This is a genomic window from Pseudoalteromonas sp. SCSIO 43210 (assembly GCF_054133285.1).
The window spans coordinates 434,487-456,065 of record NZ_CP087225.1; the positions used below are offsets into that span (position 1 = coordinate 434,487).

General features: G+C 37.2%; 19 protein-coding genes, 1 tRNA gene and 1 pseudogene. 14 read left to right on the forward strand and 7 right to left on the reverse strand.

Translation table 11 applies throughout. The features are described 5' to 3' along the window. Position 1: 1 nt before the first annotated feature. A complete protein-coding gene (locus tag LOS73_RS01835) occupies positions 2-214 on the reverse strand; it encodes a hypothetical protein (protein WP_007375989.1) in 213 nt (70 codons plus the stop codon). Positions 215-414: 200 nt separating this feature from the next. Further along, positions 415-2,930 (reverse strand): annotated as a pseudogene (locus tag LOS73_RS01840) (EAL domain-containing protein). Positions 2,931-3,115: 185 nt separating this feature from the next. On the opposite strand from LOS73_RS01840, the gene queA reads away from it, so the two are divergent. From queA to LOS73_RS01875, 7 genes are all read left to right on the forward strand, one after another. After that, a complete protein-coding gene (gene queA / locus LOS73_RS01845; RefSeq protein WP_149606822.1) occupies positions 3,116-4,147 on the forward strand; it encodes a tRNA preQ1(34) S-adenosylmethionine ribosyltransferase-isomerase QueA in 1,032 nt (343 codons plus the stop codon). Between the two features lie 270 nt (positions 4,148-4,417). Next, positions 4,418-5,545, forward strand: coding sequence for a tRNA guanosine(34) transglycosylase Tgt (gene tgt / locus LOS73_RS01850; RefSeq protein ID WP_457934381.1), 1,128 nt, complete (start codon positions 4,418-4,420; stop codon positions 5,543-5,545). A gap of 26 nt (positions 5,546-5,571) precedes the next feature. Further along, the gene (gene yajC, locus LOS73_RS01855) at positions 5,572-5,910 is read left to right on the forward strand and encodes a preprotein translocase subunit YajC (RefSeq protein ID WP_007375993.1); all 339 of its coding nucleotides are present in this window, start codon (positions 5,572-5,574) and stop codon (positions 5,908-5,910) included. A 19-nt stretch (positions 5,911-5,929) separates the two neighbouring features. Next, positions 5,930-7,789 (forward strand): protein translocase subunit SecD, encoded by a 1,860-nt coding sequence (gene secD, locus LOS73_RS01860; protein WP_007375994.1) that lies wholly within the window; start codon positions 5,930-5,932, stop codon positions 7,787-7,789. Between the two features lie 9 nt (positions 7,790-7,798). Further along, on the forward strand, positions 7,799-8,746 hold the full coding sequence (gene secF, locus LOS73_RS01865; RefSeq protein ID WP_007375995.1) for a protein translocase subunit SecF: 948 nt from the start codon (positions 7,799-7,801) through the stop codon (positions 8,744-8,746). Between the two features lie 132 nt (positions 8,747-8,878). Then, entirely contained in the window at positions 8,879-10,663 is a 1,785-nt protein-coding gene (locus LOS73_RS01870) for a GGDEF domain-containing protein (protein ID WP_008138895.1), read from the forward strand. Positions 10,664-10,680: 17 nt separating this feature from the next. Next, positions 10,681-11,490 carry a substrate-binding periplasmic protein gene (locus tag LOS73_RS01875; protein WP_007375997.1) on the forward strand — a complete coding sequence of 270 codons (810 nt, stop codon included), beginning with the start codon at positions 10,681-10,683 and terminating at the stop codon, positions 11,488-11,490. A 121-nt stretch (positions 11,491-11,611) separates the two neighbouring features. On the opposite strand, the gene suhB is transcribed toward LOS73_RS01875, so the two are convergent. Next, positions 11,612-12,415 carry an inositol-1-monophosphatase gene (gene suhB / locus LOS73_RS01880; RefSeq protein ID WP_007375998.1) on the reverse strand — a complete coding sequence of 268 codons (804 nt, stop codon included), beginning with the start codon at positions 12,413-12,415 and terminating at the stop codon, positions 11,612-11,614. A 234-nt stretch (positions 12,416-12,649) separates the two neighbouring features. Here suhB and LOS73_RS01885 point away from each other — a divergent pair, with 234 nt between their 5' ends. Continuing rightward, positions 12,650-13,066 carry a VOC family protein gene (locus LOS73_RS01885; RefSeq protein WP_096793846.1) on the forward strand — a complete coding sequence of 139 codons (417 nt, stop codon included), beginning with the start codon at positions 12,650-12,652 and terminating at the stop codon, positions 13,064-13,066. Positions 13,067-13,387: 321 nt separating this feature from the next. On the opposite strand, the gene LOS73_RS01890 is transcribed toward LOS73_RS01885, so the two are convergent. Next, on the reverse strand, positions 13,388-14,053 hold the full coding sequence (locus tag LOS73_RS01890; RefSeq protein WP_457934382.1) for a LiaF domain-containing protein: 666 nt from the start codon (positions 14,051-14,053) through the stop codon (positions 13,388-13,390). 316 nt (positions 14,054-14,369) lie between these two features. On the opposite strand from LOS73_RS01890, the gene LOS73_RS01895 reads away from it, so the two are divergent. The 5 genes from LOS73_RS01895 to LOS73_RS01915 all read left to right on the forward strand — a co-directional run bounded on the left by LOS73_RS01895 (position 14,370) and on the right by LOS73_RS01915 (position 17,192). Continuing rightward, a complete protein-coding gene (locus LOS73_RS01895) occupies positions 14,370-14,936 on the forward strand; it encodes a BON domain-containing protein (protein WP_007376001.1) in 567 nt (188 codons plus the stop codon). A gap of 64 nt (positions 14,937-15,000) precedes the next feature. Then, positions 15,001-15,159, forward strand: coding sequence for a YqaE/Pmp3 family membrane protein (locus LOS73_RS01900; protein ID WP_002957822.1), 159 nt, complete (start codon positions 15,001-15,003; stop codon positions 15,157-15,159). A 279-nt stretch (positions 15,160-15,438) separates the two neighbouring features. Next, positions 15,439-15,515, forward strand: a tRNA-Ile gene (locus LOS73_RS01905). Between the two features lie 284 nt (positions 15,516-15,799). Continuing rightward, complete coding sequence (locus tag LOS73_RS01910; RefSeq protein ID WP_457934383.1) at positions 15,800-16,144, forward strand: hypothetical protein; 345 nt, start codon at positions 15,800-15,802, stop codon at positions 16,142-16,144. Continuing rightward, positions 16,125-17,192, forward strand: a complete 1,068-nt coding sequence (locus LOS73_RS01915) for an ImmA/IrrE family metallo-endopeptidase (protein ID WP_457934384.1) — start codon at positions 16,125-16,127, stop codon at positions 17,190-17,192. The genes LOS73_RS01910 and LOS73_RS01915 overlap by 20 nt, the downstream gene beginning before the upstream one ends. A 1-nt stretch (position 17,193) precedes the next feature. On the opposite strand, the gene LOS73_RS01920 is transcribed toward LOS73_RS01915, so the two are convergent. The 3 genes from LOS73_RS01920 to LOS73_RS01930 form a co-directional block, all read right to left on the reverse strand. Beyond that, positions 17,194-18,144, reverse strand: a complete 951-nt coding sequence (locus LOS73_RS01920; RefSeq protein ID WP_457934385.1) for an alpha-glutamyl/putrescinyl thymine pyrophosphorylase clade 3 protein — start codon at positions 18,142-18,144, stop codon at positions 17,194-17,196. A 1-nt stretch (position 18,145) separates the two neighbouring features. Then, positions 18,146-19,171, reverse strand: a complete 1,026-nt coding sequence (locus tag LOS73_RS01925; protein WP_457934386.1) for a thymidylate synthase — start codon at positions 19,169-19,171, stop codon at positions 18,146-18,148. Positions 19,172-19,285: 114 nt separating this feature from the next. Further along, complete coding sequence (locus tag LOS73_RS01930) at positions 19,286-19,633, reverse strand: hypothetical protein (RefSeq protein WP_457934387.1); 348 nt, start codon at positions 19,631-19,633, stop codon at positions 19,286-19,288. A 295-nt stretch (positions 19,634-19,928) separates the two neighbouring features. Between LOS73_RS01930 and LOS73_RS01935 the strand changes: the two genes are divergently transcribed. After that, entirely contained in the window at positions 19,929-21,527 is a 1,599-nt protein-coding gene (locus LOS73_RS01935) for an EAL domain-containing protein (protein WP_337119503.1), read from the forward strand. The last annotated feature ends 52 nt before the right edge of the window (positions 21,528-21,579 follow it).

A 21,579-nucleotide genomic window follows, 5' to 3' on the forward strand; every position in this document is an offset into this window, starting at 1 on the left:
CCTAAAGAGGCTGCTTTTGATCATGGTTATGGTGTTCAAAAGGTTCTAGCTCCGGTAAAAATAATAAATAGATCCACACCACTAAATTAAAATAAGGCATGCAACCTAATACTGTAAATACTCGAATTGGGTAGCCCTTTATGCTCGCGTATCGATAGCATTGATACGCTATTGCAAAGTGAATAAGTAGTAATAAGATAATCAATTGCGTCATATTTATCTCCTCAAACCTTATTTTAAAACAGCCCGTGATTTAGGGTTCTGTATTTGCAATAGGTAATGTCATGTTTGTTAAGCGTAATCCTTTAAATAACGTGACATTCGTATTGTGATGAGGAAAGTATAGGTAAAAAAGATAATAATGATAGTAATAAAATGCTTAAAATTGTTTATTAATGCTTAATATGAGCTAGGTTATTGTTGGTAAAAAACTTTATTTTTTAAAATATTTTCAAGCTCTGTCTTTACTTTTTCAACCGCCATAGGACGTGCAATAAAGTAGCCTTGTCCGTAATCCACACCAATCTCTTTTAGTGCAAAAAATATATCTTTATTTTCAACATACTCAGCCACAGAACGCTTATCGAGTGACCGGCTTATATCATTAATTGCTTTTACTAACGCTAAATCGATGGGGTCGTTAAGCATGTCACGTACAAATGAGCCGTCAATTTTTACATGCTGTGCGGGAAGCTGCTTTAAATAATTAAAAGTACTAAAGCCGGTACCAAAGTCATCTATAGAAAAGTGACAACCTAAGCTATTGAGCTTCTCAATCATCTTACGTGTTGCTTTTAGATTATTAATACTTGCAGATTCAGTAATTTCAAAAATAATACGAGTAGGTGATACTTGATATTTTTCTAAGCTTGACTCTATAAGCGGCAGTAATCGTTCATCTAAAAATGATTGTGCTGATAGATTAATTGCGACTTGATTTAATTCTGGGTGTTTTTCAACACAAGCAAGCGTGTTACGAATTACACATTGATCCATCAAAAATGTATCGTTTAACATTTCAAGCGATGGAATAAATTGATTGGGGTACACAAGTTTATCATTGAGCTTTAATCGTAGTAGTACTTCAAAGTAAGCAACTTTACTTTGTTTGAAGTCCCAAATAGGCTGATAATGGAGCTCTATATTATCTTGTTGTAATGCTTGGCGGATTTCGTGACCCCATTCCAAACCTGTTTGCAATGTCTTATTTTGCGAGTCTTCTTTTGAATAACAGTGGACTAAATTTCGACCTAAATTTTTAGCTATATATAAGGCGATGTCGGCTTGTTTTAAGCACTCATTGGGATCGCAATTTTTAGATGTAATTTGAGCTAAGCCAATAGAGCAGCTTATTGTGTAAACTTGATCCTCTGATTTAAAAGTATGTTGTTCAATTGCGATACAAACACCTTCGGCCACTAAATGCGCTTCTAATAAGTTCATGTTTGTTAAAATAACAGCAAATTCATCACCGCCAATACGGCAAACAAGGTGTTCATCACCGATATTGTCTTTAAACAGTTGAGCCACTTCTTTTAAGACAATATCGCCCTGGTGGTGGCCCTTACTGTCATTTATTATTTTAAAGTGATCAAGATCGATATAAATAATAGCATGTTCTATATCATCGAAAGTGTGCTTTGGTTGGCAGATACGATTAAGTTGTTGATCAAAATAATAGCGGTTATGTAAGCCTGTAAGTGGATCGTGATGCGCTAAATGGCGTAACTGTAATTCAGCTTGCTTTCGCTCATGAATATTGTCGATTGTGGCGGTAATTGTTGCTGTATTACGACTATTTTTGATCAGTTGAAACCTGCATTCTACCCAAATTTGAGTGCCATTTTTGTGCTGTAACTTAATTTCTATTTGTTGCTGATTTTCACCCCCCCTAAAATATCACAAATCGTATTTTGTAATTTTTCTTGGCATTCATTAATACAAAATGCGGTTAAAGGTTTTTGCAGTGTTGGTTTTACGCCATGACCACTTAGTGTTTCCCAAGCTGGATTTATAAAGCGTATTTTACCTAGTTGATCAAGTTCAAGTACCACTGTATTTAAGTGTAATAGAATGCGTTGGTGGGCTGAGAATAACTCTTTATATTTCACTTCACTTACACTCAATTGCTCAACTTTGTTGGCAAATTCAGCATAACTGACCATAAAGTCTTCTCGACGTGCTGCGTGGTCACATACTTTATTTAAAAAAGAAGGGTCGTAGGGGGCACGAATAAAATCGGTAACACCTGATAATAAGAGCTGCTCTGCATAATTTGCATCATCATTATCTATAATTGTTACAATTGCCTGTTTTGGGTTATGTTGCAAAATCTCTTCTACTAAAACACTCGACGTTTCAGCTCTTGCGGCTGTGGCATCTAACAGTACGATGGCAAATTTTTGCTGGTAGTAAGCGTTTAGCGCTTCTTTGCTTGTTGTTGTATGTGTAATTGCAAAGTTTAGCTTTAGTTGTGCGCTAATATCATTGGCTTTATCTTGCAGTGGCTCAAGTAATAAGAGGTTTAAGCGGCTACTTTTTTCTAAATGTGTCGACAGCACATTAGCCAAAACCTGTGGCAGCATGTCTTGTTGCTCAAAAGGCAGTACGGCATCAATACCATAACTACGCGCAGTTGTTTCTGCGATGCGTTCACAATAAATGGGAGGGATGAGTAGTATCGGCGTATTCTTTGGTGTTTTTAATAAACCCGAACGGATCATCCGTGAAAAGCGCCAACCATCTATTTTACCGACATTGAGGCCCGTGATAATAATATCAACAGGCTGTTGCTTTAATAGTTTTAAAGCTTGTTGGCTGTCTTGTACTTCAATAAAAGCAAAAACATTCAGGCTCTCTAAAGTGGCACGAATAGTAAGGCGTTCAGCACGACTTGCGTTTAATATTAGCAATTTAAGTTGCTCTACCACGTATTTCTCAACCCATATTTATTTAACCGAATAAGAATAGTGATTTTTTGATTGAAGAACAAGAAAATTAATGGTCATTCGTAGGCTTGCGTACTTCAATTTTGCAGAATATAAGGGGATTTCTTGAGCTTGATAGGCGATAGATATACACTTGGCGCGATTTTAAATGATGTGGATTACTAACTATGCGCGTAGCTGATTTTAGCTTTGACTTACCTGATGAATTAATAGCTCGCTTTCCTAAGCCGGATCGTACGAGTAGTCGTTTACTTAGCCTAGATGGGCCTAGTGGTAGTGTAGAACACAAAGTCTTTAGTGACATACTTGAACTGGTAAATGAAAACGACTTACTGGTTTTTAATAATACCAGAGTAATCCCTGCACGCATGTTTGGTCAAAAAGCATCAGGTGGTAAAGTTGAAGTATTAGTTGAACGCGTACTTGATGAACATCGTGTGCTTGCACATGTCCGTGCTAGCAAATCATTAAAGCCTGGTAATGAAGTTATTTTAGAAGGTAAGGCCAAGGCAATAATGGTTGCACGGCATGACACGTTATTTGAGCTTGAATTTGATCACAGTCAAAACGTACTTGATATATTAAACGACATTGGACACATGCCATTACCGCCTTATATCGACCGTCCTGATAACGAGGCAGATCGTGAGCGCTATCAAACAGTTTATGGTGAAAAACCAGGGGCAGTGGCAGCGCCTACTGCTGGTTTACATTTTGATAAACAGTTAATGGCTGCATTAAAGGATAAGGGCGTGCAAATGGCTTTTGTTACCTTGCATGTTGGTGCAGGTACTTTTCAGCCAGTGCGTGTTGACAGTGTTGACGATCATATAATGCATTCCGAATACATTGAAGTGCCAGAAGATGTGGTAGCGGCTGTTGCAAAAACTAAAGCGAAAGGTGGGCGCGTTATTGCCGTTGGTACAACCTCAGTGCGTTCATTAGAATCTGCAGCAAAAGTACATGGTGGCAAGCTAGGCACTTACTTTGGTGATACAGATATATTCATTTATCCGGGTTATCAGTTTAATGTAGTGGATGCCATGGTTACTAATTTTCACCTACCGGAATCAACGCTTATAATGTTAGTGAGCGCCTTTAGCGGGCAAGACAACATTATGGGTGCGTATAACACGGCAATTGAACAGCAGTATCGTTTTTTTAGTTATGGCGACGCGATGTTTTTAACACGTAAATAGTTAAGTAACCGGCCCTATTGCAAGTAAATTCAACACAGTTAGCGCTGAAAATAGTTGCTTGAGACAGACTTATTATCCAGGGTTCAGGTTAAGTATTAAATTATCAGTAAAAATGATTACAAACCCCAGTTAAGTTGCTGGGGTTTTTTATTTGAATGAAGTTATCAGTATTGAATTTACCGCAGCTAATAGTATTGGCTGGTCAAAAAGGGTAGAATCGAGCGGTTAAATTATAGCTTGTTGGACTGTTTTTCTGACATTGAGGATGATATGAAATTTGAATTAGACCGTACTGACGGAAAAGCGCGCCGTGGCCGCTTGATTTTTGACCGTGGTGTAATAGAAACACCTGCATTTATGCCTGTTGGTACTTACGGTACTGTAAAAGGTATGACGCCAGATGAAGTAAAAGCGACTGGTGCACAAATTTGTTTAGGTAATACCTTCCACTTAATGCTTCGCCCAGGTACTGAGATCATTAAGCAGCATGGTGATTTACATGACTTTATGAACTGGGATTTCCCTATTTTAACTGACTCAGGCGGTTTTCAGGTATTTAGCCTAGGCGCAATGCGTAAAATCACTGAAGAGGGCGTATTATTTCAATCACCTGTAAATGGTGATGAAATTATGATGTCACCTGAAAAATCGATGGAAGTACAACGCGATTTAGGTTCAGATATTGTAATGATATTTGACGAATGTACGCCGTATCCAGCGACTGAAAAAGAAGCTAAAGATTCTATGGAGCTATCTCTTCGTTGGGCTAAGCGCTCTAAAGAAGGTCATGGCGACAACCCATCTGCTTTGTTTGGTATTATTCAAGGTGGTATGTACCCAGAATTACGTGCACAATCACAAGCCGGTCTTGAAGACATTGGTTTTGACGGTTATGCATTAGGTGGCCTATCAGTAGGCGAGCCTAAAAACGAAATGATTAACATTCTTGATCACTGTGCGTTTAAAATGCCAGAAGACAAACCTCGTTACCTTATGGGTGTAGGCAAACCAGAGGACTTAGTTGAGTCGGTTCGCCGAGGCATTGATATGTTTGACTGTGTTATGCCAACGCGTAATGCACGTAATGGTCATTTATTTATTACCACAGGTGTGGTTAAAATACGTAACGCAGTGCATAAAACAGATACAGGGCCACTTGACCCTGAGTGTGATTGCCATACGTGTGGGAATTATTCACGAGCTTATTTGCATCACCTTGATAAATGTAACGAAATTTTAGGTGCGCGACTAAACACAATTCATAATTTACGTTACTATCAACGTGTTATGGAAGGTTTACGCAATGCAATTAGCGAAGGTAAATTAGAAGAATTCGTAAAAGATTTTTATGCTCGCCGAGGCCAAGATGTGCCAGAGCTAGCAGATATAAAAAATTAAACTTTAAAAATTAAAGAGGAAGTATCATGAGTTTATTTATTTCAAACGCACAAGCAAGTACAGGCGCAGCAGCGGCAGGCGGGGGCACTATGCAAATGCTAATTATGTTAGCTATTTTTGGTTTAGTTTTTTACTTTTTGATTTATCGCCCACAAGCTAATCGTGTTAAAGAACACAAAAGCCTAATGAATGCGATGGCTAAAGGTGACGAAGTGCTAACTCAAGGTGGCTTAGTAGGTAAAATAGTTAAAATTTCTGAAGATAAAGATTTCATCGTTATCTCTTTAAATGAGCAAGCAGAAGTAACAGTGCAAAAATCATCTGTATCTGCAGTATTGCCAAAAGGCACAATGAAGTCGCTATAAAAATAATAAGGACGACCCCGTGTTAAACAAGTTTCCGGTTTGGAAGTATTTACTTGTTTTAGCTGTGGTAGCCATTGGCCTTTTATATGCTTCTCCAAACTTGTATGGTCGCGATCCGGCTATACAAGTTTCAGGTGCTAAAGGTGCTGATGTTGATCTCAGTGTTGTAGACAAAGTAAACGAAATCCTCAAAAAAAATAATGTAACCGCTAAATCGACAATACTTGAAGATGGACAAATTTTAGTTCGTTTAAAAAATGTTGAAGAGCAGTTAAAAGCGCAAGATTTACTGCGTGATTCGCTTAGTGATGATTACATTTCTGCTATTAATATGGCACCCGCTCAACCAGCTTGGTTAAAAGCGGTTGGTGGCAACCCAATGAAGTTAGGCCTTGATTTAAGTGGTGGCGTTCATTTCACCATGGAAATCGATATGGCAACAGCGGTTGATAACCAACTTGAGCAAATGGAACAAGATTTTCGCAGTGATCTGCGCGAAGAAAAACTACGTTACCGTAGTGTTCGCCGTGTAGCTGGCTCTGAACGTATGCGTGTAGAAATGCGTACCGAAGAAGACAAAAATGCTGCAGAAAGTTTCTTAGAAACTCGCTACCCGCTAAACGTTTACATTGATGATAGCAGCAACGATAAAGCATTTTTTGCAACAATGAGTGAGCAAAAACTCAAAGAAATTCGTGACTACGCTATCAAGCAAAATGAAACGATTATTCGTAACCGTATCAACCAAATTGGTGTTGCAGAGCCTAACGTACAACGCCAAGGCGCTGAGCGTATTATTGTTCAACTACCCGGTATTCAAGATACAGCACGCGCTAAAGAAATTTTAGGCGCGACAGCAACACTTGAGTTTCGTGAAGTAGACGAAAACGCAGATATTAGCGCTGCTGCCCAAGGTCGTATCCCAGCGGGTACTGAAATGATCATGAGCCGCGACGGTTACCCTGTTGTACTTAAAAAGCGTATTATTTTAGAGGGCAGCCATATTACGGGCGCGCAATCTGGCGCTGATGAATACCAACGTCCGCAAGTAAGTATTACGTTAGATAGCAAAGGTGGGGCAAAAATGAATGCCTTTACCAAGCGTGCTATTGGCAAGCGCATGGCAACGGTATTTATTGAATACAAGCCATCAGGTAAAAAAGATGCAGACGGTAAAGCACTTCCACCTATCAAGGTCGAAGAAGTAATTAACGTAGCAACAATTCAAGCTCGTCTTGATCGCTCGTTTCGTATTACGGGTATTGATAACCCTGCTGAAGCGCATAACTTAAGTTTGCTACTTCGTGCAGGTGCGCTTGTAGCACCAATTCAAATTGTTGAAGAGCGCACAGTAGGTCCAAGCTTAGGACAAGAAAATATTGAAGCGGGTATGACTGCAGTTGCACTTGGTTTTGCGTTTGTACTTGTGTTTATGCTTGTGTACTACAAAGGCTTTGGTATGGTTGCAAACCTTGCGCTTGCGGCTAACTTAGTACTGATTGTTGGCGTTATGTCTTTAATTCCAGGCGCTACACTTACGCTACCAGGTATTGCGGGTATTGTATTAACCGTAGGTATGGCGGTTGATGCCAACGTACTTATTTTTGAACGTATACGTGAAGAACTGGCCGATGGCCGTAGTCCTCAACAAGCGATTCATTTTGGTTACGATAGCGCATTTAGCACTATATTTGATGCCAACATCACGACACTAATTGCTGCCATTATACTGTTTGCAGTGGGCACAGGTCCGATTGCGGGCTTTGCAGTGACACTTGCGATTGGTATTTTAACTTCAATGTTTACAGCCATCGTTGGTACCCGTGCGGTAATCAACTTATTTGTTGGTGGTAAACGCATTGATAAACTTTCGATTTAAGGAGCAGACATGCAAATTTTAAGTTTGGGTAGTAGAACCCTTCGTTTCATGTCTCTTCGAAAAGTGGCTATGGGTTTTTCGACGTTACTAATTTTAGCGTCGTTTGCATCAATTTTTGTTAAAGGCTTAAACTTTGGTTTAGATTTTACAGGCGGTACTGCTGTAGAAGTTGGTTTTTCACAACCTGCTGACCTTAAAAAAGTACGTGATGCGCTAGCTGAAAATGGCTTTTCCGATGCATCGGTACAATTGTTTGGTTCAAGCCAAGAGATTTTAGTTCGCTTAGCGCCACGCGGTAGCGATGTAAAAGCGGAAGTAATTGGTAACCAAGTAATCGACGCACTTAAAAAAGCAGACGACAGCGTAGTAATGCGCCGTATTGAGTTTGTAGGCCCAAGTGTAGGTGAAGACTTAAAAGAGCAGGGTGGCCTAGCCATGTTAACTGCACTTATTTGTATCTTAATCTATGTTGCATTTCGCTTTGAATGGCGCTTCGCTGTGGGTGCGGTAGGTGCACTATTACACGATGTTATTATTACTGTAGGTTTGTTTTCTATATTAGGTTTAGAGTTTGATTTAACTATATTGGCGGCAATTCTTGCGGTAATTGGTTATTCACTTAACGATACCATTGTTGTGTCGGACCGTATTCGTGAAAACTTCCGTAAAGTACGCATTGACGACACAGTTGAAATTATTGATATTTCACTTACCCAAACACTTAACCGTACACTTGTAACATCAATCACCACTATTTTAGTATTGATTGCCTTGTTTGCATGGGGCGGACAAACTATTCATGGCTTTGCAACTGCATTGTTATTTGGTGTGTTTATTGGTACTTATTCTTCTATTTATGTTGCCAGCTCTGTTGCACTTGCAATGGGCGTAAGCAAAGAAGATTTAATACCAGAAGTAATTGAAAAAGAAGGTGCAGACCAAGACGCTATGCCGTAATGGTTGTGTAACTGTTAAAAAAACCGCTCTGTTGAGCGGTTTTTTATTGCGTGGCGTTTATTTCAGTGCAATAAAATTGTAATACAGGCTTGCTACTTTATTATTCTTATCAAATTATAATTAGAGTCCGACGTGACCGTACAACACAAAGTTTTAGAATATATTTTAAATAATGCTGAAATAACGACATTATTTCAGCCTATTTTTAATATATCTAATCAAAGTATTATTGGTTACGAAGCGCTCAGTCGCGGTCCTAAAAATAGTCCACTTGAAATGCCGAATAAGTTATTTGAAGTGGCTCATCAGCATGCATTAATTTCAGAACTTGAATTATTATGTCGCTCTAAAGCAATCGAAAACTTTGTAAAATTAAACCTCCAAGGCAAGCTCTTTTTAAATGTAAGCCCTAAAACTTTACTCGATCCGTGTCACCCCAAAGGCGAAACGTTGCATTTAATTGAGCAATTTGGATTAGCTGCGAACAGAGTTGTGATTGAGGTTACTGAGCAAGAGAAAGTTGATGATGGGTTTTTACTTTTAAAAACAATTGCTCATTATCGAGAGCTTGGTTTTACCATTGCTATTGATGATTTAGGCGCTGGCTACTCAGGGTTAAAGCAGTGGTCTGAGTTATGTCCAGATTTTGTAAAAATAGATCGCTATTTTATTGATTTTTGTGATGAGAGTGATGTTAAAAAAGAGTTTTTAAAATCAATCACTATACTTGCTAAAGCAACTAATACAGCCGTTATTGCAGAAGGTATTGAGCGTCCGGAGGAGCTGGCGTTAGTTGAGAGCTTAGGCATTAGTAACGTACAGGGATTTTTACTCGAAAGGCCCAGTTTACGACCAAGTTATGACTTTAGTTCTGAGCAAATACAAGCACTAACATTTAAAGCAAAGGCGCTCTGTGAGCAATCAATGGCAATAGGGTATCTTGCTTTAACTCAGTCAGCAATTGATAGCGAAACACGCTGTAAGGATGCTCACAAGCTATTTGAGCAAGACAAATCAATTATTAGTATCCCAGTATTAAATCAAGATGACCAGCCAATTGGTTTACTTCATAAAGATCAGCTAACGGAAGTATTTGCGGCCCCCTACGGGCACGCACTTTATGATAAACGCCCAGTTACAGAATTAATGGACAAGCAACCATTAGTCGTTGACGAGAATCAAATGCTTGATGTCGTAAGTAAGCAAATAACAGATCAGGATTTTGATATACGCAGGCATATAGTTATTACACGCAATAATAAGTACTTGGGATTAGCGCCCCTGAGAGATATTTTAAAACATATTACCGAAGAAAAAATTCGCCACGCACAGCACGCTAATCCGCTTACTATGCTACCAGGTAATGTTGCTATAAATGAAGCTATAGAGCAAAGGCTGCGTAATAAGTTAAAATTTTCATTAGCTTATATAGACCTAAATCACTTTAAACAATTTAATGACTTATACGGTTATGCCAGCGGTGATAGTGTAATTAAATTATTAGCCGATGTAACAGTGCAAGCTTGCACAAACAGTGCTAACTTTGTAGGACATATTGGCGGTGATGACTTTATGGTTGTGTTTGACCAAAGTGATGCAGTTACAATTTGTAATACAATTATTGAACGGTTTGAATTGCAGTCACAGCTATTTTTTACTCCTGAGCATATTAAAAGCAAAGGATACTGGGCTACAAATCGCGAAGGTGAAAAGCAATTTGTCCCTTTACTGACCTTATCGATTGGTTTGGTTGAACCTGATTTACAACAGTGTAAAAATAGTCATCAAGTAGCTGCATTAGCGACTGATGCTAAAAAAGAGGCCAAACGATACCGTCATAGCTATCTTTTTATCTGTAAGCGAAGAAGGCCTACACCAGCGGTGGTGCGTTTAGCAAATAGTAAAAAGGTAGTTTAACAAAGTAGGTGATTATTATGTTGCCATTTAAGTATCTGGTTAGCGTTGTAAGCTTGTTTGTGTGTAGTGCTATAGCAAGCGAAGTCAATATTATTAATGTCCCTCAAGATCAACACTCGCATTTTACGCGTGACGACTACCTCAATGAATTACTCTCAAAAGCACTTATCAGAGCCGATTACTCAGCTGAAATAAATTTAGTGCCAGTTCACCCTCATCAACAACGAAATCTTATGGCACTTGATGGGAACGCCCTTGATTTATATTGGAGTATGAGTAGCCCTGAGCGAGAGTCGTTGGCGATTGCAATTAAAATCCCTTTATTTAAAGGGTATATTGGTAAAAGAGCACTGCTTACGAATACAAAAAATGTAGATAAATTTAAAGGTATTACCTCTGTTGAGCAATTATCAATGCTTATTGCAGTGCAAGGTCATGATTGGCCTGACATGCGGATATTAGTTAACAATGGACTAAGTGTTAGGCCACTTTCTAATTTAAACTCGATGTTTGCATTAACAAGTCAGGGGCGGATTGATTATTTTCCGCGCTCATTCATCGAAGTTAATTCAGAGCTTATGGATTTAAAAGATAAGAATTTAGTAATAGTGCCAGATTTATACATTAGCTATCCAACTGGGCTTTATTATTTTGTCTCAAAAAATAAACCCGAACTGGCTCAAGCGATTGAAAAAGGGCTTAAAATCATGCAAAAAAATGGTGAATTTGATGCGCTATTTTATGAGTATTTCGCGACAGAGCTTAATTCATTACCTTACACAAAAGGTAAAACAATAGAGCTTAAGCTTGATAACCCTTATTTTTAGACACAAAAAAAGGAGCCTGAGCTCCTTTTTAGTATACTGTTGTACCAATCTACTTAGGTAGGGAAATTTAATTCGTTAAATTGTTCAAATACTTATGCAGATTCGTATTAGTAGCATTAAATTAGCGAAGTAACGACTCAGTTAATACTGGGCGAATTTCACGAATAATCGCTTGAGTCAATTTTGGTGAACCACAGATGATATTACCGCTGTGGCTATAGTTATTACCACCAGCAAAATCTACAACCATACCGCCGGCTTCTTTAACCATTAGTTCGCCCGCTGCAGAATTCCACGGTTTTAAACCAATTTCAAAAAATCCATCAACACGACCCGCTGCAACGTATGCCATATCTAGTGCAGAACAACCTGCGCGACGAATATCAGCAGTGTGTACAAACAATGCTTTAAATGCTTCAGTGTATGCATCCATGTGGTTTTTATTTTTGAAAGGGAAACCAGTAGCAAGTACAGTGCCCGCAAGAACGGTAGTTTTGCTTACACGAAGACGTTTGCTGTTAAGCTGAGTGCCTTGACCACGAGAAGCAGTGAAAAGCTCACCACGAATTGGATCATAAATAACAGCTTGGTCCAAACGACCTTTAACTTTAAGTGCGATAGAAACCGCGTAATGAGGGATGCCTTTGATGAAATTAGTTGTTCCATCGATAGGATCTACAATCCATTGGTAATCATCATCCTTTCCTTTATGCTCACCTAACTCTTCACCAACAATCGAGTGAGTTGGGTAAGATTGTAAAATAGTGTCACGAATTACGGCTTCAGCTTCTTTATCAATGTTAGTTACTAAGTCGTTAGCGCCTTTTTGTTGCACTTCAACTTTTGATAAATCTTCACTTGCGCGAAGTAAAATTTTGCCTGCGTTACGCGCAGCGCGAACCGCAATGTTTAACATTGGATGCATGGAGTTACCTTTGGGTTGTAAAAGAACGTTTATATATTTCAGCCGGCGTATTTTAGCGATTTCTGCCATAAAGTAAACAATAAACCCTAAATACTTTTGTGTGTTTTTTATACTTTATTGTTCTGCATATATATTTGCGGCTGTATAAAATTTAAATAAATCTAAAAAACCACTTTACCTAAAGTTAACTTGAGGTTTTATTGTGTTTGCATACTTAATCAAGAAGGACACATTATGTATTTAGAACATGTCAATTTAGTGGTTAATAATATTGAGGATATGATTAAATTTTATCAAGCGGTATTCCCTTATTGGTCAATCCGAAGTGAAGGTAGGGGCACTTGGCATGGTAAACCAAGGCGCTGGGTGCATTTTGGTGATGACACACAATACATTGCAATGAGCGATCATGGTGAAGGTGAAAACCGAGATTTAGCAGGCCATCAATTAGGTTTAGCGCACTTTGCTTACGTTACCCAAAATTTAGATGCAGTAGTAAAGCGTTTGCAACAAGTTGGTTTTAAAATAGATAAACAAGGCGGTGACAACCCATTTAGAAAAAATGTTTATTTTATCGATCCGGCTGGATTTGAAGTAGAGTTTGTAGAATATTTAAGTGATATACCAAGCGAGCGAAATAACGATTTATAATAAAACGTCAGGCAGTAACTTAGGCTTATTCATCTTTCGAAGTTGAATTTTAAGCCGTGTGTTTGGTTTTTAGTAGAACACACCTATGTGGTGTGCTTATTCCCTATAAATAGGTAATAACAACGTATAAATGCCAAACACAGGCTAACGAAAGGCTCTACCTAGGACTGCAGTTAGCACTGAAAATAGTTGCTTGAGATCGATTTATTATCCAGAGTTCAGGTTATTTAGGTTACAAATTTCGGGCAGCAATTAAACGCACCTAATTAAGGCAATATCTGACCTTAAAGGTCAATCGACTCTAACGCGCTGCTAGATAAATTATAATGAGCGGTTATTATTAACGCCAAGTTGTGTTTTTAGCTCGTTTGCAAAGCTCATAAACTTCTCTTTTATGGTGCGTTTTATTTTAACTTCAACCGCTCCCATTACTGCTTTACCTTCAATATGAATAGTGGGCCCTTGGCGCTTGTTAAGCGATACCGACTTGTTTTCAAGGCTGCTTAAAATACAAAACATTTTAGAGACTACATTTACATGCTCTGGTACATAAATTTCATCGCTACCAAAAATACAGTTAACGTGAATCGTTACATTTTGATGGGTAAAAATGGCATCAGTAAAATCAAGCACTACAGAGCCCATAAAATTGGTTAAGTATATATTTTTTGGCACAACCCATTGACCGCTGCGCTCGTTAGAACCCAAAATGCTGCGTAGCGTAAAATCATCATCGCTGTTTTGCTGTGCACTATAATGTGGAGTAAATTGCGATTGTTTTTCTGCTTTATATTGCTGATCGGTATTAAGTGTTAAGTCTTCAACTAGGATTAACAAAGCTTCATTACTATTTGCATCCATAGCCTCATCTAAGCGTCTTTCAAATGCATCCACTGAAATAACGCCATGGCTGTAATTATAAATTAATTGATCTATCACTTGTTCGCGTACTTGCTCTATTGGGCGGTCTTCAACTTTTACAGACATGGGTATTCCTTATTATATTTACTATTGGTGGTGAGTAAGCAAACGGCGTACCAAATATAATTTCAATAATTATCAGAGGCTTAATTTTTCAGTCTGTTTTTAGTTTTGTTATATTAACGATAGATTAACCAAAACAGCAATTATCTAGCTATTTTCACAATGTGAGAAAGTTTTACCGGTGAGTCTGTAAATAGTTACACGGCTATAACATGAGATTAGTTGATTTAAATTTCCAACCCATTGAATTTAAATGTTAAATTTAGTTGGCCTAAAGTTCGCATTAGTTAAAGTGTCTTTAATCAAAAGGAGAAAGATTATGAAAACATTTAACAAATCTATTATCGCGGCTTTAGTTCTTGGTACTACGGCTATGAGTGCCCAAGCAAACAGCTGGGAAAACGAAAGTAAAGATGCTTGGATTGATGGTAAGGCAGAAACAGTGCTACTTATGAACACTAATCTAAACAACTTTGACATTAACACTGATGTAAAAAATGGCAAGGTAGTACTTACAGGTAAAGTTGATAGCGAAATTGAAAAAGAGTTAGCAGAAGAACTTGTACTTAGCCTAGATGGCGTATCCGATGTTGAAAACAGCCTGACTGTTGTAAAAAACATGGATACCAAAAACACAGACAAAGACATGATGGATGATGGTGATAACGACCTAACAGACGCTAAAATCACCACCGTAATCACAACGCGCTTCCTATTTGACTCAGAAGTTGGTGGTACAGACATCGATGTTGATACCGATAACGGTATTGTAACTCTAAACGGTTCTGTAGAATCTGAAGCTGAAAAACAGCTAGCGGTTAAAATTGCCAAAAATGCTGAAGATGTGCGCGACGTGGTAGATAAATTATCTATCGTTGCTGAATAATGCACTATACTCAAAGCCCAGTGAATCTGGGCTTTTTGTTTTTTAATTTTAAAGGAGTTAAGTTATGGATATCATTCGTATAATATTGTCAGTTTTATTACCGCCACTAGGTGTATTTTTGCAAGTAGGCTTAGGTATGCATTTTTGGTTAAATATTTTATTAACACTGCTAGGTTATTTCCCAGGGTTAATACACGCCATTTATATTATTGCTAAAAAGTAACGTTGTGTTATTTGTATTATTAGTTGTGTAAGTCAATTTTAAATACAGCTTAAATAGGCACTTTTAATTGGCTTGCATGAATCCCTTCTCCTAAATTCCTCATTTTTACACATTACTCCCTCATAAAAGATTACTATTTAAGCAGTTAGCTTACTGATTGTTAAAATAAAGGTTTTTAGTAGTGACAAGCCCCCAAAAAGTTTTTATACTGCAACCCGCTTTAGTCGCTCTGTGACTGAACGCTTCAAAAATTAACTGCCTAGCAGTTATATAAAAGTTGGCCCCTTAGCTCAGTTGGTTAGAGCACACGACTCATAATCGTTAGGTCCCCAGTTCGAGTCTGGGAGGGGCCACCACTTTTAAAAGCTTTCCAAGTAAATACCTACTAACAGAAATTACCCTGTGCTACCTCTGTGCTACTTTTCAATATAGCAAATTAACGTAATCTTGTAACTTTTAAGGCTTCTTATATCCTGTGAGCGTATTTTAACTATGTGCGGTCAATCATTGAGGAATTTAAAGTGGCAATTGATTATCTGTTGCCTTGGAGTATTTGTTTTGTAATAACCTGTACTGGACAAAAAAGATGTAAAACTAGTATGATGGGCACTTGATTAGGGATAAAGATTACAAGGTAATAGTGGAAATAGCCTTTAGCTCAAAAGAACTCAGAGATTCATGTTGCCAATATTTAAAGCTTAAAGAGTTGGTAGGGGATTTTACTGAAACGTTAATGTCTCTCTTTGAAGATATAAAAGCTTGTAGTTCTTTTGGTGAATTAAAAATTCTATTATCTGTCCCATATTTTTTTCAAAATACCATGTCACCTGAACGCTTGATTATTAATATTACCGATACCGTAGAATTAGCTTTTGTAGCCAACAACAGCTATGTTTCTAAAGAAGCTGATTGGGATTATGTTACGCACTTAAAATTAGTAGAAATTTTGGACGAAGGAAAGCAATATGCAAAATTTTCAGCCTAACTGGTGTTCTCCACCTGGTGCAACAATTCAAAGTTTAGCAAAGAAAAGAGCTTTTTCTGATGAAGAGCTAATGAATCATTTGAATTTGGAGAATGATGGTTTAGAAAACCTTTTGAGGGGGTTTTCTAAGCTTACTTCAGAAATTGCAGAGAGACTTGAGCATATTTTCGGAGTTTCAAAATCTTTTTGGATAAATAGAGAAGAAAATTATTTTCAATCATTAGTACATCAAGCTAACGAATGTGAAAGTTGGTTCAATGAATTACCTGTTTCGGATTTAGTTAGTAGAGGTTTTCTAAACAAAAATACAACTAAGCCTTATAGAATTGCACAGTGTTTAGATTTTTTTGAATCGAAAGCAATTGATGAATGGGAAAGTTTATATAAATCCCGAACTGAGCAAGTGGCATTTAGAACATCAAACTCCTTTGATTCGCAACCTTTGGCGGTTACAACTTGGTTGAGGTTAGCTGAAATACATAGTGCAGATCAAATTACGAAAAAACTTAACAAAGAGCTTCTCAAAGAAAGCTTAAATAATATTAAGTCATTATCTCGGATTGCTGAACCTAGCCGATTCTTACCCAAATTAAAGTCTATTTTGAATGAATGTGGGGTTAAAATTGCTGTTGTAAAGCCTATTAAGGGATGTAAGGCGAGTGGGGCTACTTTCTTCAAAGAAGGCACACCAATAGTTGCATTGAGCTTTAGGCATTTAAGTGATGATCATTTCTGGTTTACTCTTTTCCATGAACTAGGCCATGTTATCTTACATAGCCATACACAAGTATTTATTGAGGTAGCTGGAGAAACTACGGATTCTGAGGGTATTGAAGCTGAAGCAAATGAATTTGCCATGTCGTCATTAGTACCAGAAAAAAATCAGGCTTACTTATTTAGCCTAAGGCATAAAGATTTTGCAAAAATAATGCGCTTAGCTAGAGACCTAGATCTTTCACCAGGAATATTAGTTGGCCAACTTCAACATAAGGGACTTGTGCCATACTCTCATTTGAATAAATTGAAAAATAAATATAAATGGGGTTAGTTTACCCCCTAAAATACTTATATGACGTCGTATTTTTTTGCCAATTACACAATGCATCTTCTAATATTTGCATTTTAAATTTGCCCAATTCTAATGCATCACCAAGTTCAAATAATTTTTCCTCAAATATTTGTTTGGTCCAATCCATCGTATAATTTTCACCATATAAAATTCTAGCTCCCTGAATTGGGCCTGTTGAGCCATCTAAATATAACTTTTTAGGTGCTGCGTCAATAATACCTATCTTTGCTAGCATTGTAAGATAATCAAAAGCACCGGTTCTACCGAAAGACTTCACTGATAATACTGATCGGTAGAGATATTCAAAAAGGTCTAACTTTTTTTCTGCTGCAAGATGCTGTGCTTCACAAAACTTAGCATCATGGCTGCTACCAACCCATGTGACGTAAGAACTAAAAACTTTAGTTAAAGACCTATTAGAATTAGGTTTCAAAGATTCGTATTTTCTATGATTTCCAAACTTCCTTGTTTCACCATCACTTATCATTTTTGGATAGCAGGCTTGATACCATTGGTCAAAAGCTTCAATGCCTGAATTTATCTTGTTCCATGACCATATCTCCCTTTCACCATAAGAACCATAAATATCAGCACATAGTTTGAATCCAGAATCAGGGTTTTTACCAAAATGGGTAAATAAAAAAACTAACCATGATGCTTCATCAATATTATCATTCTTAAAGTAATAAATAGCAGCTCTAATTGGGTCAAAAGCTGTCTTTAGAGGATCCAAGCGATCTTTAGAAATCGGTCTGCACTTCAATATTTCTATATAATCAACTCTTCGAACACTATCAATTAACTGTAAAACTAAAGTGTTTCTAACCTCTTCCGATTCAATAATAGAAATCTTTTCTTCTTGAGTATTATAATCAATCAGTTTTTTGTGCAACTTCTGTGCAGTATCGGTTTCATTATTTCTTAATAACAATTTAATTAACTCCCTGTGAATTCTTACATTTTTCTGCTTGAATTTTAGTATCTAAAATACTTTTATAACTTACGCATTCAAATTTATCTTTTAATGAGTTTAATGAGACTACATACTCTTCAAAACTCAAGTTACCTTTACCAAATTTTCTTTTTTCACCAAAAGAGAATAATAAAAGTAAAATATCTATCCAGTACCTGTCTAGCTTCGTTTTGATTATCTCATCAGCAGTTATGTCTTGCTGTCGAATTTTCTCTTCAAGTTTTAATATTTCACTCTTTATCAAAGAGAAGTTCATCACTCTTGGCATTTTAGCCATCACAGGAGCTTCGTCTGTCCAACCCTTATTTATAAAGCTTTTTACATCGGCTAAGTTCTCTTCGTAGACATGAAGGCTACCGACATAATGATGGTACTGGCCTATTTCTACACCCAATTCTATGGAGATAATTTCTTGTAGCATAGTAAATACAAATATATCGTGAGGCAGCCCTTTATAGGCGTCATTTGACCTCATGTTTACATACATGTTGAGTCTTTCATTTCTGATCATAAATTGCCAACTGAGGGTACAAGGAATATCTTTATAAGAATCAGCTGTATCATGTGCACCAAACAATTGAATTACAGCCTGTCTAGTCGTTGGCTTAACTTTGAGGCGTTGTAGGACTTGGTCGTATTGATTAAACTGTCCATCATAGTCAAAAATTCTTTTTCCATAAGCGCCATGAACACGACCGTCGTCTTCTGCATAATTGATGTAGTCTTTCAAATAATAAGATATAAACTCTGAAGCTTCAGAGCCCGATAAGTACCAAAAAAATTCCCCCAAGCAGCTGTAGATTGTTTGTTTTATGTCTGTTCTACTTAATCTAGCTACTGGATTAGTTAATGTGATTAAGCAACTATCATATTCAATAAAGTCACCCTTGGTAGCTGAATGCTTGGTGCCCTTCTTCATTAACAAATCAAAAGTATTTAGGAGGATATCATCGACTGATGCTCCCTCTATGTGTCTATCGCTCATTTGAATGTCCTTTTACAGTAGCATTCAACTTACACCACCACATAGTTAATATAAAGATATAACTTAACGATCGCAGTTCTAAAACTAATATAGAGTTACGAAATAAATAAGGTACTACTTTAAATAAACTTCAGTAATTTCAGACCTGAAATGACCCAGCTCTTGCGACACCGTTTCGAGAGCAATAGCTCTCGCTAAACCTAAGCTTTTTAGCTCAGCCATTCTCTCTTGTGCGTAGCTATGCCTAAGGCCATGACCGCCATTAGAAAAAAAGAGTGTGCGGCTAGATGCTTTTGAGAATGAGCATGACCATTTATGACCACCACCAATATCATAACGTTGCAAATAGTTAATTTCCCTATCACGCACTGTTACAGGCTGCGCTAAACGCCTTTTTTCTAGTTGGGATGCCAATGCGTTAGGTATTAATACATCGCGGACAAGACCGCCTTTACCTTTCACAGTATAAATACAACCTTCCCGACCGAGCCATTTACTATCAAGGGTTGGACGGCTATCGGCTTTACGCTCCGATGCTTTGGCAATTGTTAAAAGCTCATACGCTCTTTGCTATTTTTTAACTGAGAGTTAAATATAATTAAATTTTTAGCCACTATTGATGGAAGTGAAATAATGCTGTTTTTAGCAACATTGCTAGTCAAAAGTGAAATTTAAGTGTTTATGTAAATTAATTTATTGTTAGTATTAGGTTATGTTTATTGGAGTTTTGAAAGCCATTCATTCTGGGAATTGCATAGTGCCAAAGTTTCAGTATAAGTTTAAAGCATTCGTTATTGCTACTATTAGCGTATTGCTAGTTATGTTGATTGACTACCCATTAGAGGTTGTTTCTAAAAAAGCTTTTTTGCGCTCTCAAGTAAAGGCTGATTTTAATTGGTTTAAAAGCGATTTAAATAAACAGTTAAAGCAGCTTAATGACTTTTTTGTTGAAAATGACAACCTTACTCCTTCTTGTACCCCAGCAACGTTGTTAGCACTGCGTAAAGCGCACTTTAATATTCAAAATATAGCTGAACTAGGGATTAGAGACCCTAAAGGTAATTTAATTTGTACGAGTTGGCAAAAACTTAAAAAGCCTATGAAAACATCCGGAATTAAACCAACTAAATCTAAACGATTACGCTTTTTTGGGCCTATTGCTGCTAATTTTATTGGTGAAACCGCTTTAATTATCGCTAAAACCAGAAGTGATGGATACGAAATTAATGCATTGCTACCGCAATCGCTGTTAAATCGCCGTATTAATGAACTCGATAGAAATTATACTTATGTTGCTACTGTTGATGCTAGAAAAGGTAAAGTAGTAACAGTGGTTGGGGATTATACTTTACCGATTAACTACCCGCTATTTCCATTAACAAAACCGCTTACTGTAAAAGGTGTCGTATTTGATGATGCAAAAAAACATTTTTTAATTATTGAGCCACTGAAATATTTACCACGCCTTGCCTTAATGATAGCGATTGATGAAAACGTACTATACGAAGATGTGTATTACCCCTCATATAGCCATGTTGCTTTGTATATCATTATTTTTTTGTTGATTTTCATTTTTACTGAGGTGTATCAACAAAACTACCAAAGTAGAAAAAGTGAATTGCGAAATTATTTAAAACAAGGGCGTTTTGTTAATTATTATCAACTCATTTGGGATTCGAATATAAAACAGTTTGCTGGGGCTGAAACATTGGTTCGTTTAAAGCATCCTATTGAAGGTGTTTTAACACCAAATCGTTTTTTACCTGATATCGAAAGCAATCATCTGAATATAAGCCTTACCTATGCTGTAATTAAAAACTTAATAGCAGACTCAGCAGAGTTAATTGGTTGGGATAGCAATATAAAAATAAACATTAATATTACAGGTGAGCATTTAAAGGATGCTTATTTTAAACAGTTAGTTTTTGCGTTAAACGCTGTTATTCCTCACTTGGTTCTGGAGCTGACAGAAAATGAGTTAATTGATTTAGACGATCAAGAAGTCATTCAGACTATGCAAGACTTCAAAGATCAAAATATTCTAATTGCAATTGATGACTTTGGAACTGGTTATGCGGGCTTACAGTATCTCAAGGCATTGCCTTTAGACATATTAAAAATTGATAGAAGTTATGTCAGTGCTATAGGCACTGAGTCACAACTGGCTATTTTGCTTGATGCATTAATTGAGCTTGCTAAAACGATTGGAATTGATGTTGTTGCTGAGGGGGTTGAAACCCAAGAGCAAGCTGATTACCTTTTATCAAAAGGGGTATTTTTACACCAAGGTTGGCTTTATCACAAAGCGAGCCCTGTGAGTCAGATTATTGGTAACCTTGAGAAGCGCATACTTTAAATTTAAAAAAGTTTTGTGCAACAGTAATGCAGCGTCATCGAATGTTTACTCG

What these genes read in the sequence shown, in the direction of transcription:
- LOS73_RS01885 (WP_096793846.1), top strand. Translation starts at nt 12,650, where the DNA reads ATGTATTTAGAACATGTCAATTTAGTGGTTAATAATATTGAGGATATG.
- LOS73_RS01835 (WP_007375989.1), bottom strand. Translation starts at nt 214, where the DNA reads ATGACGCAATTGATTATCTTATTACTACTTATTCACTTTGCAATAGCG.
- LOS73_RS01925 (WP_457934386.1), bottom strand. Translation starts at nt 19,171, where the DNA reads ATGAGCGATAGACACATAGAGGGAGCATCAGTCGATGATATCCTCCTA.
- yajC (WP_007375993.1), top strand. Translation starts at nt 5,572, where the DNA reads ATGAGTTTATTTATTTCAAACGCACAAGCAAGTACAGGCGCAGCAGCG.
- secF (WP_007375995.1), top strand. Translation starts at nt 7,799, where the DNA reads ATGCAAATTTTAAGTTTGGGTAGTAGAACCCTTCGTTTCATGTCTCTT.
- suhB (WP_007375998.1), bottom strand. Translation starts at nt 12,415, where the DNA reads ATGCATCCAATGTTAAACATTGCGGTTCGCGCTGCGCGTAACGCAGGC.
- queA (WP_149606822.1), top strand. Translation starts at nt 3,116, where the DNA reads ATGCGCGTAGCTGATTTTAGCTTTGACTTACCTGATGAATTAATAGCT.
- LOS73_RS01900 (WP_002957822.1), top strand. Translation starts at nt 15,001, where the DNA reads ATGGATATCATTCGTATAATATTGTCAGTTTTATTACCGCCACTAGGT.
- LOS73_RS01890 (WP_457934382.1), bottom strand. Translation starts at nt 14,053, where the DNA reads ATGTCTGTAAAAGTTGAAGACCGCCCAATAGAGCAAGTACGCGAACAA.
- LOS73_RS01895 (WP_007376001.1), top strand. Translation starts at nt 14,370, where the DNA reads ATGAAAACATTTAACAAATCTATTATCGCGGCTTTAGTTCTTGGTACT.
- LOS73_RS01915 (WP_457934384.1), top strand. Translation starts at nt 16,125, where the DNA reads ATGCAAAATTTTCAGCCTAACTGGTGTTCTCCACCTGGTGCAACAATT.
- tgt (WP_457934381.1), top strand. Translation starts at nt 4,418, where the DNA reads ATGAAATTTGAATTAGACCGTACTGACGGAAAAGCGCGCCGTGGCCGC.
- LOS73_RS01875 (WP_007375997.1), top strand. Translation starts at nt 10,681, where the DNA reads ATGTTGCCATTTAAGTATCTGGTTAGCGTTGTAAGCTTGTTTGTGTGT.